This is a genomic window from Nocardia arizonensis (assembly GCF_001310275.1).
Lineage (GTDB): Bacteria > Actinomycetota > Actinomycetes > Mycobacteriales > Mycobacteriaceae > Nocardia > Nocardia arizonensis.
In genome coordinates this window covers 69,317-84,496 of sequence record NZ_LGYZ01000084.1, presented here as the reverse complement: position 1 = coordinate 84,496, position 15,180 = coordinate 69,317, and the positions used below count along the sequence as shown (strand labels likewise).

13 protein-coding genes are annotated in these 15,180 nt (G+C 69.0%); 8 read left to right on the top strand and 5 right to left on the bottom strand.

The annotated features are described in order from the left end of the window. Window positions 1-47: 47 nt before the first annotated feature. The 4 genes from APZ21_RS19275 to APZ21_RS19260 are packed head-to-tail and all read right to left on the bottom strand — an operon-like array spanning window position 48 to window position 5,122. A complete protein-coding gene (locus APZ21_RS19275; protein ID WP_054814729.1) occupies window positions 48-686 on the bottom strand; it encodes a GDSL-type esterase/lipase family protein in 639 nt (212 codons plus the stop codon). After that, window positions 686-1,927, bottom strand: coding sequence for an NAD(P)/FAD-dependent oxidoreductase (locus tag APZ21_RS19270; RefSeq protein ID WP_054814728.1), 1,242 nt, complete (start codon window positions 1,925-1,927; stop codon window positions 686-688). The genes APZ21_RS19275 and APZ21_RS19270 overlap by 1 nt, the downstream gene beginning before the upstream one ends. Window positions 1,928-1,953: 26 nt before the next feature. After that, window positions 1,954-4,302, bottom strand: a complete 2,349-nt coding sequence (locus APZ21_RS36195) for a 2Fe-2S iron-sulfur cluster-binding protein (protein WP_156371189.1) — start codon at window positions 4,300-4,302, stop codon at window positions 1,954-1,956. Between the two features lie 43 nt (window positions 4,303-4,345). Further along, the gene (locus tag APZ21_RS19260; RefSeq protein WP_162240355.1) at window positions 4,346-5,122 is read right to left on the bottom strand and encodes an SDR family NAD(P)-dependent oxidoreductase; all 777 of its coding nucleotides are present in this window, start codon (window positions 5,120-5,122) and stop codon (window positions 4,346-4,348) included. A 324-nt stretch (window positions 5,123-5,446) separates the two neighbouring features. Here APZ21_RS19260 and APZ21_RS19255 point away from each other — a divergent pair, with 324 nt between their 5' ends. Beyond that, window positions 5,447-7,027 (top strand): PfaD family polyunsaturated fatty acid/polyketide biosynthesis protein, encoded by a 1,581-nt coding sequence (locus APZ21_RS19255; protein WP_054814726.1) that lies wholly within the window; start codon window positions 5,447-5,449, stop codon window positions 7,025-7,027. Here the strand turns inward: APZ21_RS19255 and APZ21_RS19250 are convergent. After that, on the bottom strand, window positions 6,986-7,786 hold the full coding sequence (locus APZ21_RS19250) for a tyrosine-protein phosphatase (protein WP_054814725.1): 801 nt from the start codon (window positions 7,784-7,786) through the stop codon (window positions 6,986-6,988). The genes APZ21_RS19255 and APZ21_RS19250 overlap by 42 nt on opposite strands. Window positions 7,787-8,051: 265 nt before the next feature. Here APZ21_RS19250 and APZ21_RS19245 point away from each other — a divergent pair, with 265 nt between their 5' ends. Genes APZ21_RS19245 through APZ21_RS19215 form a run of 7 tightly spaced genes read left to right on the top strand, consistent with a single transcriptional unit; the run spans window position 8,052 to window position 15,171 of the window. After that, complete coding sequence (locus tag APZ21_RS19245) at window positions 8,052-8,897, top strand: MBL fold metallo-hydrolase (protein ID WP_054814724.1); 846 nt, start codon at window positions 8,052-8,054, stop codon at window positions 8,895-8,897. Further along, window positions 8,894-10,204: an ABC transporter substrate-binding protein gene (locus tag APZ21_RS19240; RefSeq protein ID WP_054814723.1), complete on the top strand. Its 1,311-nt coding sequence runs from the start codon at window positions 8,894-8,896 to the stop codon at window positions 10,202-10,204. The genes APZ21_RS19245 and APZ21_RS19240 overlap by 4 nt, the downstream gene beginning before the upstream one ends. Then, entirely contained in the window at window positions 10,201-11,112 is a 912-nt protein-coding gene (locus APZ21_RS19235; RefSeq protein ID WP_054814722.1) for a carbohydrate ABC transporter permease, read from the top strand. Before APZ21_RS19240 ends, APZ21_RS19235 begins: the two co-directional genes overlap by 4 nt. Further along, the gene (locus APZ21_RS19230; RefSeq protein ID WP_054814805.1) at window positions 11,109-11,963 is read left to right on the top strand and encodes a carbohydrate ABC transporter permease; all 855 of its coding nucleotides are present in this window, start codon (window positions 11,109-11,111) and stop codon (window positions 11,961-11,963) included. Before APZ21_RS19235 ends, APZ21_RS19230 begins: the two co-directional genes overlap by 4 nt. Window positions 11,964-11,970: 7 nt before the next feature. Then, a complete protein-coding gene (locus APZ21_RS19225) occupies window positions 11,971-13,071 on the top strand; it encodes an ABC transporter ATP-binding protein (protein ID WP_082393265.1) in 1,101 nt (366 codons plus the stop codon). Then, complete coding sequence (locus APZ21_RS19220) at window positions 13,068-13,607, top strand: PaaI family thioesterase (protein WP_054814721.1); 540 nt, start codon at window positions 13,068-13,070, stop codon at window positions 13,605-13,607. The genes APZ21_RS19225 and APZ21_RS19220 overlap by 4 nt, the downstream gene beginning before the upstream one ends. Then, window positions 13,600-15,171, top strand: a complete 1,572-nt coding sequence (locus tag APZ21_RS19215; RefSeq protein ID WP_054814720.1) for an AMP-dependent synthetase/ligase — start codon at window positions 13,600-13,602, stop codon at window positions 15,169-15,171. The genes APZ21_RS19220 and APZ21_RS19215 overlap by 8 nt, the downstream gene beginning before the upstream one ends. Window positions 15,172-15,180: the final 9 nt, after the last annotated feature.

Here is a 15,180-nt window from a genome sequence, read left to right as displayed (position 1 = left end):
TTCACTTTCGGATCATGTGTTTCGCAGGCCGGGCGGCGCCGCGCGTATCAGCCGGTGACGGCCGAGTAGGTTGCGTTGGCGGGCAACGCCACACCGAGGTCCTCGGCGACGGCGTCGGCGAGTTGCTCGGCGAAGAGGCGGTAGCCGAGTCGATTCGGGTGGATTCCGTCGTCGGACCACAGCGCCCCGTCACGCCAGACTTCCGACAGCGGCGCACGCGCGGCGTCCACGCACACCATGCCGAATTCGGCGGCGGTGCGACGCAGGACGGAATTGGCGTCGGTGGTGCGGCCGCGTATGTCGGCGCGCGCCGCAGCGGTCATGGCGAGCCGGTCGGTGACATCGGGGTAGGTCGCGGTGAAGGCGACCGAGGCGGCACGGGACATGGTCGCGAAGATCTCGCGCAGATTGTCCCGGAATTCGGCGGGCCGGTATTCGCCGACGATATCGTTGAATCCGGCGATCATCCCCGCGACCTGTGGCCGCACGGTCCGCACGGCGACGAGTTGACGATCACGCACGGTCGCGGTGGTGGCGAGATGTTCACCGTGGTTGCGGCATTCGTCGTCCCCGATTCCGAGCAGGCGCGCGAATGCCGGGATCCACCCGCGATACCCCCCGCCGGGGGCCGGGTCGCCCCGGCCCTCGACGAAGCTGTCGCCGATGACGACGAGCTTCACCGGCATCAGTGCCCGCCGTTCGGTGACACTGCGCCGGCGGGCACGAAACCGACCTCGCGATACATGCGTTCGAGCCGGTCGGGGGCGAAGAATTCGTGGCCCGGCATGGCGCCCGCCATCATGCGGAAGAACTCCAGCCGGTACTTCTGGCTGCGGCTGGAGGCGTCGAAGGCGTCGTAGATGCGCTGGGGCAGTTCGAGTTCGGATATGGTGCAGGTGAATTCGTAGGTCTGCGCGGACTCCTCGTCGCGATATTCGCCATACTCCTTCAGCGCCGCGTCCACCGCCGCGGGCCCACGGTCCAGGTTGGCGTGCAGCGTCTCGGCGAGGTGGCCCGCGTGCCGGAAGGCGTCGGCGATGCCGTTACCGGTGTAGGGGTCCTTGTGATAGCCGGCGTCGCCGACCAGCGCCCACCCGGGCCCGGCGGCCTGGCGGTAGTAGTTGTCCGGGTACAGCATCGGCTGCAATGGCGCGACCCGCTCACCGCGGGCGCGCAGATCCGCGCCGAGGTCGGGGGTCACGGTGTCGACGATCTCGGCGAAGGTCTCCGCGGGGGCGGCGCGGAAGGCGGCGAAGCGGTCGCGTTTGCGCATGACCGCGACCAGATGCAGGCCGTCGTTGGTCGGCCAGGCGCCCATCTGCTGGAAATCCCCGGTGCGGTGGTGGAAGTCGTTCCAGTCCAGGCCGGCGAAGTAGCTGTAGTAGATGAAGCAGGCGGCGGGCACGTGGTTGTAGACGGCCGCGCCGGTCAGTCTGGCGACCGTGGAATTCGCGCCGTCGGCGCCCACGACGACGGCGGCGCGCTCCTCGTGTAGTCGACCGCCCGCCGCGCGGCCGCGGATGCCGACCACGCGATCGTCGGCCACGATCAGTTCCTCGACCGTATAGCCTTGGCGCACTTCGGCTCCCGCATCGACGGCGGCCTCGAGCAGGGCCGCATCCATGACCGTGCGGCGCGGCGCGTACACCCGGTCGATGCCGTCGATCGGATCGGCGAATCCGCTGATCAGCAGATCCTTGAAGGAAGCGGTCATATGCCGGATGGGGTGGGCGTTGCCCGTGGCCGCCTCGAGCACGCCCCAATCGCGCAGCAGCGCGATACCGGTCTGCTGGATGAAGTGGGTGGAGACGGTATCGCTGGGGAAGGTCGCGCGGTCGACGACCAGGACCCGGCGTCCGCTGCGCGCGAGCAGCATGCCCAGCGGCGACCCGGCGCAGCGCGCGCCCACGATGATGACGTCGTACATGAGAGATCCCTTCGGAGTACCGGTGTTCAGAGGTCGAGGACGAGTCGGTCGGCGGCGCCGGAGGAGACGCAGAGCATCATGGATCTGCCCGCGAGGCGCTCGGCGTCGGTGAGTATCGAGTCGCGGTGGGTGACGGCACCGGCCAATACGGGGGTCTCGCAACTGCCGCAGGTGCCCTCCCGACAGGAGAACGGCACCGCGACGCCCGCGTCACGCAGTTCGTCGATGAGGCTCGCGCCGCGTTCGACGGTCAGCGTGCGGCCAGACCGGCGCAACTCCACCTCGTAACTCGCGGTGTCGGAGGGGGTTTCGGGTTCGACCGGTCGCGGGCTGAACCGCTCCACGTGCAGGCGCAGCTTCGGCCGGTCCCGGCACAGCCGTTCGGCCGCGGCGATCAGTCCTTCCGGCCCGCAGCAGTAGACCGCGCATTCGCTGTCGGCGACGGCGTCGAGGATGGTCCGCAGGGGCAGCGGGCCCACCTCGTCCTCCGGGTAGAGGGTGCAGCACTCGCGGTCGGCGAATTCGGCGGCGAAGGCCATCGCGGCACGGGTGCGTCCGCCGTAGTGCAGGGTCCACGGCGCCACGCCCGCCGCGAGTTCACGCGCCATCGGCAGTAGCGGGGTGATACCGATGCCGCCCGCGATCAGCACGAATCGCCGCGCGTGGACCAGTGGGAAGTGGTTGCGCACCGCGCCGACGGCGAGTGTGTCGCCCGCGACGCGTTCGTGCAGGTACACCGATCCACCCCGGCCCTGTTCCGCGCGCAGGACGGCGATGCGCCATCGCCCGGATTCGCCCGGGTCGCCACACAGCGAGTACTGCCGCGGCGTGCCGTCGCCGACCAGCACGTCGATATGCGCGCCCGGGGTCCAGGCGGGCAGCGGTGCGCCATCGGGACGGGCCAGGATCAGTGACACGACGCCCGACGACTCCTCGACGCGTTCGCGGATCACCAGATCTCCGACCGGTCGGGCGGGATCGGCGGCCGTCTCGGGCGCGGGCCTCGACGCGGGGACCGCCGCCCGCCGCGTCGCGAGGGCGCGTTCGGCCCACAGTCGCGCCAGGCACAGCACCAGGCTCGGCCGCAGCAGGGTGCGCGGACGCTCGGTCAGATTGATCACCGCCAGCAGCCGGTGTGCCACGAACGGCGATGCGGCACTGGCCATCTGGACCTGCTTGAGGTATCTGCCGAAAAGTGTGCCCAGTCGGGTCCGCTCGCCCTTCACCAAGGGGGAGCGCAGGTCGATAGCGGTGGACATGCCCCAGGCGGCGTCGATGACGCGAGCGATCCGCCGGAAGAACACCCGGGGCCGCAGCGGTCCCGGCTCGCGGAGCCAGTCCCGCAGCACCAGCGCCTCCTGCGCGGCAACCGACATACCCTGCGCATAGATCGGATTGAAGCTGGTGACGGCGTCGCCGATGACGACGAGTCCGCCGGGGACCTCGCGCAGGTCCTCGTAACGCCGCCGGATGGAATCGCGCACCCGGTGCTGGATCGGGTCGTCGACCGGCTCGGCGACCCGGATGAGCTCGATGACATCCGTAACCGGCAGTGCGGCAGCGTAATCCAGATATCCCTGCTCGTCGGTGGGCGCACGGGTGCCGAGGGTGCCCGACAGTGTGACGTGCCACATGTCGTCCTCGATCGCGAGGACCGCGGCGCCCGGCATACCCGGCACGGTGGAGGCGGTCAGTGCGAGGTCGCCGTCGAGGTCGCCCGGGTGTCGGCGATAGCGGCGCGAGCAGTAACCGAGGTCGACCTCGACCCGTGATTCCGCCGGAGCCGACCAGCCCGCGGCCGTCAGCCACTCCCCCGTCCTGGCATTGCGCCCGGTGGCGTCGACCACCAGATCGGCCCGCACCTCACCGGTGCGTCCGGTCGCGTTCTCCCGGGTCGTCACACCCGCCACCCGGTCGTCGCAGCGCAGCAGACCTGACACGGTTATCCCTTGCCGCAGAACGACATTCGGGCATTTGGTAACCCGCCCACGCATGAGGTGTTCGAGCAGCGGACGACTGGGGGTGGCGAGGGTCAATTCGGTGCGCTCGGGGCTGCGCATGGGCACACCGCCCAGATACCACCGGGATTTCGCCAGCCACGGGCTGTGCGGTACGCCGAGTGCGCGCAGTTGTTCGAGCAGTCCCGGGAAGACCTCGTTCATGCCCTGGCTGCCGCCGTGCATGAGCGCGTGGATGTGGCGCGCCTGCGGGACACCGTCGCGATAACCGAGTCCGTCGATCTCGTCGCGTTCGAGCAGGGTGACCCGCTCGAAATGATCGGCCAGCACCCGCGCGGCGAGCAGGCCCGCGACACTGGCGCCGAGCACGACGGCGTGACCTCGGTCGTTTCGATGGTGGGTTTTGTTGTCGTGCATCGGATTTCCTCCAACGAGTCCGACTGCGGGCAGGTGCGGCCGATCAGCCCTGCACCCGGCCGCCGTCGATATTGAGCGCCTGACCGGTGATGGCCGCGCCCGCGTCGGAGGCCAGCAGCAGGCACAGCGCGGCGACCTCCTCGGGCGTGGTCAGCCGCCCCTGCGGCGTGAGCAGCGGGCGCACGGCTTCGTCGTAGTCGCAGCCCTTGCCGCGCATGCGGGCCTCGATCACCCGCCTGGTCATCGGGGTGTCGACGTAGTAGGGACAGACACAGTTGATCGTCACGCCCTTGTCGGCGTATTCGGCTGCGGCCGAACGTGTCACGCCGAGCAGCGCGTGTTTGGCCGCGGTGTAGGGCGCGGCGCGGGGAAGACCGACGCTCGAAGCCGTCGAACCGATGTTGACGATGGCGCCGCGGCCGAGTTCGACCATCCGCGGCAGGACGGCCTGCATGAGCAGCAGCGGCCCCTCCACGTTCACCTTCATGACCTCGCGCAGTACGTCGACGGTCACGTCGGCGAATCGGCGACTTTCACCGATCCCCGCGGCATTGACCAGCACGGTCGGCGCGGCGAGTCGGTCGGTGACCGCGGCGACGGCCTCGGCGCACTCCGCGGCCACCGTCACGTCGAATGGCACGGTCAGTACCGGGACGTCGGCGGCCCGGCATCGTGCGGCGGTCCGCTCCAATGCGGCGCGATCACGGCCCGCCAGTGCGACTTTCGCACCGGCCTCGGCCAATGCCACCGCGACGGCCGCACCTATTCCGCCACTCGCGCCGGTGATCACGGCCGTGCGCCCATTCATTGTTCGCGGCATTTCGCTCCAGCCTCGAGACAACGGTCGTACCCGGCACGGAAATTGAAGTTGAATTCGTCCGGATTCGATCATGGATATCGACGGTCGGCTACGGACAACTCCGTCTCGAAGCAGCGGCCCATCGGACTTCTCGAAACACAGTGCAGCAGTGCGAACTCAATCGGGCAAGAAGGATTGGGATTCATGATCGCTCGCGCACCGGAATCTTGGGGATCGCCCCGGTCACCGAGTTCGTTAATTCCGTCGCGATGCTTCGTTCAGGGCGCGTTCACCGGTCCCTGAAACCGTCCCCGACGCAACCCGCTATCTCGCAGAGGAATCCCCATGACACATACTGTCGGCCCGGCGCGATTATCGACAACAGCGCGGGATGTCTATTCGGTACTCGCGCGACTCGAGGAACCGGTCCACATCGTCGCCGACGGCGGTGGCGTCGCCTTCACCAACGACAGCGCGGCCGCCGCGCGCCCGCTGGTCACCCTCGGCCCGCTGCCGCCGGGTCGACTCGGTTCGCGCGAGTTCCTGCGCGGGCACGGCGTGACCCACTGCTACCACGCGGGCGCGATGGCCAACGGCATCGCCTCGGCCGATCTGGTCGTCGGACTCGCCCGACTCGGCATGCTCGCCTCCTTCGGCGCGGCCGGTCTCTCACCCGAACGTCTCGACAGCGGTCTGACCGAGATCGCCCGGCGCAGCCCCGGCGCGCCGTTCGCGTGCAATGTGATCCACAGCCCCAGCGAACCTGCGATGGAGCGCACCGCCGTCGACCTGTGTCTGCGGCACCGGGTGCGCTGCGTTGAGGCATCCGCCTTCGTCCGGCTCACCGACGAGTTGGTGCGCTACCGGGCCGCCGGACTCGGTTCCGACGGCGAGGGGCGCACCGTGATCGACAACCGGGTCATCGCGAAGGTGTCGCGGCGCGAGATCGCCGAACTCTTCCTTGCCCCCGCGCCCGCGCCGATCCTGCGCGGGCTCGTCGAGCGCGGCGCGATCACCGCGGAGCAGGCCCGCCTCGCGGCGACCGTGCCGATGGCCGACGACATCACCGCCGAGGCCGACTCCGGCGGGCACACCGATCGACGACCGCTGACGGCACTGCTCGGCGACCTCATCGCGCTGCGCGACGGCACGCCCGCGCACGGCGGGGTGCGCGTGCGGATCGGCGCGGCAGGCGGCATCGGCACACCCGAGGCCGCCGCCGCGGCGTTCACCCTCGGCGCCGACTACGTCGTCACCGGTTCGATCAATCAGGCTTGCGTCGAGGCCGGGCAGTCGCCCGCCGTCAAGGCGCTGCTCGGCACGGCGGAACTCACCGACTGCGAACTCGCGCCGTCGGCGGACATGTTCGAACTCGGCGCCAAGGTGCAGGTACTGCGCCGCGGCACCATGTTCGCGGGCCGCGCCGCCCAGCTCTACGATCTGTATCGCCGATACGACGGCATCGACGACATACCCGCCTCGACCCGGGCGACGTTGGAGCGCGACGTCTTCCGCCGCGGCCTCGACGAAATCTGGTCGCAGACGCACACGTACTTCGCCGAGCGCGACCCGGATCAGCTCGCGCGCGCCGAGGGCGATCCGAAACGCCGGATGGCGCTGATCTTCCGGTGGTATCTCGGGCTCTCGTCGCGCTGGGCGGTCACCGGCGACACCGATCGAGCCGCCGACTACCAGATATGGTGCGGTCCGGCCATGGGCGCGTGCAACACCTGGTTGCGCGGCACCCATCTGGAGGCGGTCGACCGGCGCACGGTGGGTGAACTCGCCACCCACATCATGCGCGGGGCCGCCTTCGGGCAACGTGTCGCGATGTTGCGCTGCTACGGCATCTCGCTGCCGCCGCGGGCCGCGCGATACCGGCCGCTACCCGCGAGCGCCCGAGTCGGCGCCCGCGGGCTCGAGTAGGTTCTCGACGAGACGACGCCGCGCCGCCTCGTCGAGACCCGCGCGAGCCGCCCAGGCGCGAGCGCCACCGAATTCGACCGACAGGTGGGACAGGAAATTCCGCATCGTGGACGCGTCGGCAGCGAACACCCATTCCGGCACCGCCGCCATGTCGATTCCGGCGCTGCGGGCGGTCGCCGTGCGCTGCGCCCGCGCCCGCAGCGCCGCGATATTCGGGCCGGTCGCGGCGTAGTCGGCGACGATGTCCTCCTCGCGCACGCCGAGCACCGCGAGCAGCATCGCGATCACGACGCCGGTGCGGTCCTTACCCGCCGCGCAGTGCACCAGGGCGGGGAGATTGTCCATGCTCGCCAGCAGGTCCAGTGCGGTGACGATGTTGTCCGCGCTGTGCTCGAGATATCCGATGTAGCGCTCGAGCATCCCGCCCGACGGCGAGACCGTGGACAGGTCGAGGCGGGTGCGGTCCGCGCCGAAGACATGGGTGTTGCGGTAGATCGCCACGCTCTCCGACAGCGCGCCGCGGCCGTCGGTGTCGATCTCCCCCGGCGCGCGCAGGTCGAGGACCATGCGCAGCAGACACCGGTCGAGCAGGAAGGTCACGTCCTCGCCGTCCAGTTCGGACAGTCCGTCCGAGCGCAGCACCCGCATGGCCCGCACCCGGCGCCCGTCGCCGGTGCGCAGCCCGCCCAGATCGCGGGCGTTCACCGCACCGCGCAAGGGCAGCGCGCGGTCGGTGATCGCGATCGTCTCGTCCGTCATTCGCCCAACTCCGCTCGTTCGTCCGACACATCCATGAAATCCGTTGTCGATGATATTGAACAATCGATTATCGCCGACCCGACCGGCAGGACAATTCTGTGTTAACAACCAGCATCGCGCGCGTCGCCGCAGTTGGCGACCCCCGGCTCCGAGGCCCTATCCGAAAATGTCATGGATTTATCGGCATTCCAAGTGATTCCACGGCCTGCCCTTCGCCCGACGATACGCTCGAGCCGCAAACTTTCAGGGTAGAGAGGCATGTCGAATGCATTTGACAATTGTCGGAAATCGGGCCGCAATGCCCGCTGATGGCGCCGCCAGTTCCGGCTATCTGGTCGACACCGGCCGGTCGAAAATTCTCCTCGATTGCGGCCCCGGAATTGCCGTGATGCTGACCAAATACATGCACGCGAGCGAACTCGACGCGGTTGTCATCAGCCATATGCACCTCGACCACTGCTACGACGTGCTGCCCATCGGAAAGCAGGCGATGCTGCCCTACGGCAAGACCTGGCTGGTGGACACCGACGGCGAAGGCGAATTCCACGGCGAAGCCGAGCGCGAACGCATCAAACTGTTCGTGCCCGCAGGCGCCCGCGAAACCCTGGACCGGCTCGCGGAATTGTTTCCGGTGCAGACCATTCCGCATCTGAACCGGGCCTTCGACTTCGCCTACGAGGTCATCGAATACGAACGCGGCGCCGCCTATCCACTCGACGACTGCACCATAACGATGGTGCCGATGGTGCACACCGCGCCGGACTGCGGAGTCCGCATCGACAGCCCGACCGGCAGTGTGGCCTTCACCGGTGACACCGGGTGGAACGAGAACCTCGTGACCCTCGCCGACAAGGTCGACATCTTCCTGGCCGAGGCGTCGCTGGCGCAGCCGGATCACACCGCGCACGGACATCTGTCGGCCACCGAGGTCGGCAAGGCCGCCGCGGCGGGCGGGGCCCGCTCGGTGGTGCTCACGCACTTCACCGCGCCGCAGGACGAGTGGAAAGAGGCCAGACGCGCCGACGCCGCGGCCGAATTCGACGGACCGGTGCACATCGGCGAACCGGGTATGCGCTTCGAGGTCCCGGCCGAACCGTGGGAACGGTCATGAGCGCCCGATCCGGCCGCCTCCGTTCGGCTTTCGCCGCCGCTGTCGCGGCGGTGCTCGCGGTCGTGGCCGCAGGCTGTGGTTCGGCCGACGACACGAGCGCCGACGGACCGGTGACCATCCGGTTCCTGTCCTACAACTACGGCACGCCGTGCTGCAATGCCGCCATCCAGGAACTGGTCGATCGCTTCCAGGCCGCGCATACCGACATCAAGGTCCAGCCCGAGGCGGTCGCGGTGGCCGACGTGCTGACCAAACTCCGTTCCGAGACCGCCGCGGGCACGACTCCCGATGTGGCGCAATTGGGTTGGAGCAAGGCGGCCGAGGCGCGCACGAGTCTGCCGATCGTGCCGGTGCAGGATATACCGTCCGGTCAGGACTGGAAGTCGGCGACCGAGGGGATCTACCCCAATGTCCTCGATGCCGTGCGGAATCCGAACGGCAAGGTCGACATCATGCCGTTCAGCATGTCGGTGCCGATCCTGTACTACAACGCCGACCTGTTCCGCGCCGCCGGACTCGACCCGGACAAGCCGCCCACCACCATCGACCAGGTCAAGGACGCCGCGAGCGCCATCGCGCGCTCGGGCACGCCGGGTGTGTACGTCGCGCTCGCCGATCCCGGCAAGTCCGATTACATGACGCAGTCGGTGATGAACAGCCAGGGCGGCGGCGTCGTGGACGCCAAGGGCAACGTCACCGTGGACTCCGCGCAGTCGGTGCGGGCCCTGGAACGCATTCGCGACCTGACCGTTTCGGGCGCACAGCCCAATGTCTCGGCCAACGACGCGCAGGCGGCGTTCGCGGGCGGCAAGCTCGGCATGCTGATCTTCACCACCGCGGCGATGTCGGCGAACGAGAAGGCGGCAGCGGGCAAATTCGAGTTGCGCACCGCGGCGTTCCCCTCCTTCGACGGCGGCAAAGCCAAGCCGACCTTCTCCGGTGCGGGTCTGGCGGTCTTCGCCAAGGACAAGCGCAAACAGCGCGCGGCGTGGGAGTTCGTCCGATACCTGACCAGCCCGGAGGGCTTCACCATCCTCACCAAGTCCATCGGATATCTGCCCCTGCGACCGGCCATCGTCACCGATCCGGCCTACCTGGGCGACTATTTCCGGCAGAACAACCGGTTGCTGCCGTCGCTGAACCAGATCGGCGATGTCACCCCCTACCGGTACTTCCCCGGCAATCGCGCCAATCAGGCGGTGGTGATCCTCCAGGACGAGGGTGTTGAGCCCATCGTGATCCAGGGCCGCGAGGCACAGCCGACGCTGACCAAGGTCGCCGAGAAGATCAGGGACCTGACGAAATGAGCGTTCTGACGGCGGCGGTGCGCATCCGCCATCGACCACTCGCCTATTCGGCGCCGGTCGCGCTGTCCCTGGTGATCTGGGTCTACGCGCCGATGATCGCCACCGCCGTCGTCAGCGTGCTCGAATGGAATCTCACCACGCGGGCCGAATTCGTCGGATTCGACAATTTTCGCAGGCTCTTCGACGACGAGCAGTTCCGCCGGGCCATCTGGCAAACCGGCGTCTACGTGCTGCTGATGCTGCCGCTGGCGACCCTCGTCCCGCTCGGGTTGGCCGTCGCGCTGTGGCTGCGCCCGGGGCGCGTCAGTACCGTCTACCGGGCGCTGCTGTTCCTGCCGGTGGTGCTCGCCCCCGCTGCGAACGCCGTGTCGTGGCAGTTCATGCTCAATCCGCTCCAGGGGATCGCCAATACCGTGCTGCGCGATCTGGGGCTGCCCGCACAGAACTGGCTCGGCGACGCCGCTCTCGCGCCCGCGGTGATCGTCGTGATCACCGCGGGCAAGATCATCGGACTCGATGTGCTGCTGTTCTCCGCGGCGCTGGCCAACATCGACCAGAGCGGTCTGGAGGCCGCGCGGGTCGAAGGCGCCTCGACCTGGGAGACGGTGCGGTACATCGTGCTTCCGCAATTGACGCGCTCGGTCGTGCTGCTCGGACTGTTGTGCGTGCTGCTGGCGGGTCAGTGGGTTTTCACCAATGTCGCGATCCTCACCCAGGGCGGACCCGAGGGGTCGACCGACAATATCTACTACCGGCTCTACACCTACGGATTCACCTTCTTCGACAGCGGCACCGCCGCGGCCTCGGCGGTGCTGATCGTGCTGGCCATCGGCGGCGCGTACCTGCTCGGCCAGTGCGGCGCGAGGCTGGTGCGCCGCGCCGGCGCGACCGCGGGGGGCGCGCGATGACCGCCACGGCGCTGCGGCGCGCGACGACCTCCACGGCGCTGCGGCGCGCGGGCGGCGCGCTGCGCCACCTCGTGATCCTGAGCTGCGTCTTCGCACTGCTGTTCCCGCTGTTCTGGGCCGGCCTCACCTCGATCCGCCCGCCCAACGACCTGTTCTCCACCGACCTGATCCCGGCCACGGTGTCACTCGAGAACTACCGCGACGCGGTGTTCAAGTTCCCGATCGGCATGATGCTGCTCAATACCGTGATCACCGCCGCCGGGGTGACCGCACTACAGATCCTGGTCACCGTGCCCGCCGCCTACGCGCTGGTGCGATTCCGACCGGGATGGAGCCACGGGCTCGTGCTGCTCGCGGGCGCGACGCTGATCATCCCGCCCCAGGCGCTGATCATCCCGCAGTTCCTGCTGGCGGCCGAACTCGGCTGGCGCAACAGCTATCTCGGACTGATCGTGCCGCAGCTGGCGGGTTGTGCCCTGCCGTTGCTGCTGCTGCGCGAATACCTGGCGGCCATTCCGACCAGCCTGCTCGAGGCATCGGTGATGGACGGCGCGCGGCCCGGCGAGACCCTGCGCATGGTGGTGCTGCCGCTGCTGCGTCCCGCGCTCGCGGCCGTGTCGATCCTGGTGTTCATCAACACCTGGAACGAATACCTGTGGCCGACCCTGGTCGCGCCGCAGGCGAGCAAGACCACCATCCAGACCGGGCTGCAACTGTTCGCCAACCAGGAAGGGCCGACCTCCGGCGCGCTGCTGGCCGCCGCCATGATCACCACGATTCCCGTGCTCGTGGTCTATCTCTTCGCCTCCCGGCATATCGCCGACGCGTTCCTCCGATCCGGAATCAAGTGATCTGACGATGAACTCCACCGACACCCTGGCCCGGACGCCCTTGCCCGCCACGCCGCCGCCTCCGCCCCGTAGGGGCGGTATCGAACTGTCCGGCGTGCGCAAACGTTACGGCGCGCAACTCGCCGTCGACCTGCCCGGACTATCCGTGCCCGCGGGCTCGTTCACCGTGATCGTCGGTCCGTCCGGCTGTGGCAAATCGACTGTCCTGCGCATGATCTGCGGACTGGAGACACCCCAGGAGGGTGCGATCCACATCGACGGGCGCGAGGTCACCGACATACCGCCGGGCGACCGTGATGTCGCCATGGTGTTCCAGGACTTCGCCCTGTACCCGCACATGTCGGTCGCCCGCAATGTCGGCTTCGGCCTGCTGTTGGAAGCCAAACACACACGGCGCAAGCAACTCTCGCGTGCCGAGATCCGGCGGCGGGTCAGCGACACCTGCGATCTGCTCGGCCTCACCGGCAAACTCGACCGCAAACCCCGCGAGCTGTCCGGCGGCGAACGCCAGCGGGTGGCGCTGGCGCGGGCCATCGTGCGCCGCAAACCGATTCTGCTGCTGGACGAACCGCTGTCGAATCTGGACGCGCATCTGCGGACCCAGGCGCGCACGGAACTGATCCGGCTGCACCGCGAGGTCGAGGGCACCTTCGTGCTGGTGACCCACGATCAGATCGAGGCGCTGTCGATGGGCACGCACCTGGTGGTGCTCAATCGCGGGTCGCTCGAGCAGGACGGTGCGCCGGAGGCGGTGTGGCGGCGTCCGGCGAATCTGTTCGTCGCGGGCTTTCTGGGCAGTCCCGCGATGAATCTGCTGCCCGGCGAGGCGGTCGGCGCTCCCGGGCGTGTGCTCGGCTGGCGTCCCGGCGACGCGGTCCTCGTCGAGGATCCGCGCGACACCGTGCGCTCCGGGCCGACCTTCGACGCGACGGTCGACGTCGTCGAATTCGCGGGCGACCGGCGGGTGGCGTATTGCACCGGCGCGGACGGCGCGTGGAGCGTCGAGGTGCCCGCCACCGTCGCGCCGACCATCGGCAGGCCCATCCGCGTCCACGTTCCCGATGACCTCGTCCACCACTTCGACGCCAAGACAGGACACCGGATATGAGCAACTCCCCCGCATCGGCACCGACCGCACCGAACCCGCTGTCCGCATTGCATCCCTACGCGGGCGATACTCCCGACTACGACGGTCTGCGCGCCGTACTCGGAAGTTCGGTGCCCTACAACAGCTTCGTCGGACTCGACATCACCGAGGTCGGCGACACCGAGGGCGTGGTCACCGTGGCCTACCGCCCCGAACTCACCAATGCCTTCGGCACCCTGCACGCGGGCGTGCTCTTCCTGGCCTGCGATATGGCCGGTTCGGCGGCCTTCATCGGCGCGGCCGCGCGGCAGCTGCGCGCGCTGACCATGTTCGTGCTCAAGGACTGCCGGATCGCCTTCCTCAAGCCCGGTACCGGCGATGTCCGCATCGTCGCGACGGTCGACCGGCGACTGCTCGACAGCGCACTGGCCGAACCTCGACCGGGCCGGTTCACCTGCGACGCCAAGGCATACGTCTACGACGGCACCGGTGCGCTGATCGGCAAGGCGCAACTCGACTTCGTCTTCGGACTGGCCGCGGACCACGGCGATGCCTGAATCGCCCGCCCTACTCGCCGACGGCGACAGTCTCTGGCCCGCGATCGAATCGGTGTGCGCGGCGCACCGCGACCGCGTCGCCCTCGACGACCTGGTCGGCGACCGGTGGGAGACGACGACCTACGGTCGTCTCGCCGACCTGGTCGCCGACTGCGCGATCCGGTTGCGCGCGGCCGACCTCGCCCACGGTGACCGGCTGGTGATCATGGCCGACACCGGTGCGGCCTGGATCGTCGCCGACTACGCGGCGCTGCGCCTCGGTGTCGTCGTCGTCCCGATCTACCCCACCGGCTCGGCCGAACAGGTCGGGCAGATCGTCGCCGCCACCGGGGCCACGGTCGCGGTCGCCGACGACCCGGCGCGCCGTGCGGTACTGGCCGAGGCGGGCATCACGACCTTCATCGACCCGATCGCGACGGACCCTCGACCCGGACCGATCGAGGCGGCGGTGGTGGCGCGCGACATCGCCACCGTCGTCTTCACCAGCGGCACCACCGGCTCCCCCAAGGGCTGCGTGCTCACCCACCGCAATGTGTACTGCGCGACCGCGAATGTCGCGGCGGCCGTGCGCGATATCTTCGTACCGTCGGACGGCGCCGTCCCCCGCACGGTCATCGCGCTGCCGCTGGCGCACATGTACGGGCGCTCGACCCTGCTGGCCACGCTGCTCGCGGGCGGCACCGCGACCACGATCGCGCGGGCGGGCGACCTCGTCCGGGCCATGAACCACCGGCCCGCGACCTTCCTCGCCCTCACCCCGTACCTGCTGGAGAAGGTGGAAAGCGCGCTGGCCGCGGACGCGCCGCCCGATGCCGATCGCCTCGACGCCGCGGCCGTCGAGGCACTGGAGTACATCATCTGCGGCGGCGCGTCCATGTCCGCCGACCACCACGAGACCTTCCGCCGCCGCGGCATCACGATCCTCGGCGCGTACGGAATGACCGAATCCGCCGCCGCGGCCGCCATCAACCGCCCCGACGACAATCGGACCGGCACCGTCGGCCGCGCCAATCCCGGCACCAGCGTGACCGTCGACGCAGACGGCGAACTCGTGATCACCGGCGCCAACGTCTCGCCCGGCTACTGGGGCGAGATCGACACCGCGACAGTGGATCACGGACCGCACTCGGTGCGCACCGGCGATCTCGGGACCATCGACCCGCACGGATTCATCCGTATCACCGGGCGCCGCAAGGACATCCTGATCACCTCCGCGGGCAAGAACGTCGCGCCCGCGCCACTCGAGGACGCGCTGCGCACCGATCCGCTCGTGGCCCAATGCGTGGTCGTCGGCGACCGACGCCCCTATATCGCCGCGCTGATCGTCCTCGACCAGCGCGAGGTCGCCCGTGCGGCTCTGTCCCGCGCCGAACTCGAGGCGGCCGTGCAGCGCGCCGTCGACACCGCCAACGCACAGGTCTCGCGCGCCGAGTCCATCCGCCGCTTCCGCATCGTGCCCACCGAATTCAGCGTCGCATCAGGGCATCTCACACCGTCGGGGAAGTTGGTCAGATCAGAGATCCTGGCCGATTTCGCCGCCGATATCGACACCCTCTACGGCTGACAAGGACTT

What these genes read in the sequence shown, in the direction of transcription:
- APZ21_RS19225 (WP_082393265.1), top strand. Translation starts at nt 11,971, where the DNA reads ATGAACTCCACCGACACCCTGGCCCGGACGCCCTTGCCCGCCACGCCG.
- APZ21_RS36195 (WP_156371189.1), bottom strand. Translation starts at nt 4,302, where the DNA reads ATGCACGACAACAAAACCCACCATCGAAACGACCGAGGTCACGCCGTC.
- APZ21_RS19240 (WP_054814723.1), top strand. Translation starts at nt 8,894, where the DNA reads ATGAGCGCCCGATCCGGCCGCCTCCGTTCGGCTTTCGCCGCCGCTGTC.
- APZ21_RS19270 (WP_054814728.1), bottom strand. Translation starts at nt 1,927, where the DNA reads ATGTACGACGTCATCATCGTGGGCGCGCGCTGCGCCGGGTCGCCGCTG.
- APZ21_RS19230 (WP_054814805.1), top strand. Translation starts at nt 11,109, where the DNA reads ATGACCGCCACGGCGCTGCGGCGCGCGACGACCTCCACGGCGCTGCGG.
- APZ21_RS19255 (WP_054814726.1), top strand. Translation starts at nt 5,447, where the DNA reads ATGACACATACTGTCGGCCCGGCGCGATTATCGACAACAGCGCGGGAT.
- APZ21_RS19220 (WP_054814721.1), top strand. Translation starts at nt 13,068, where the DNA reads ATGAGCAACTCCCCCGCATCGGCACCGACCGCACCGAACCCGCTGTCC.
- APZ21_RS19235 (WP_054814722.1), top strand. Translation starts at nt 10,201, where the DNA reads ATGAGCGTTCTGACGGCGGCGGTGCGCATCCGCCATCGACCACTCGCC.
- APZ21_RS19215 (WP_054814720.1), top strand. Translation starts at nt 13,600, where the DNA reads ATGCCTGAATCGCCCGCCCTACTCGCCGACGGCGACAGTCTCTGGCCC.
- APZ21_RS19245 (WP_054814724.1), top strand. Translation starts at nt 8,052, where the DNA reads ATGCATTTGACAATTGTCGGAAATCGGGCCGCAATGCCCGCTGATGGC.
- APZ21_RS19250 (WP_054814725.1), bottom strand. Translation starts at nt 7,786, where the DNA reads ATGACGGACGAGACGATCGCGATCACCGACCGCGCGCTGCCCTTGCGC.
- APZ21_RS19260 (WP_162240355.1), bottom strand. Translation starts at nt 5,122, where the DNA reads ATGCCGCGAACAATGAATGGGCGCACGGCCGTGATCACCGGCGCGAGT.
- APZ21_RS19275 (WP_054814729.1), bottom strand. Translation starts at nt 686, where the DNA reads ATGCCGGTGAAGCTCGTCGTCATCGGCGACAGCTTCGTCGAGGGCCGG.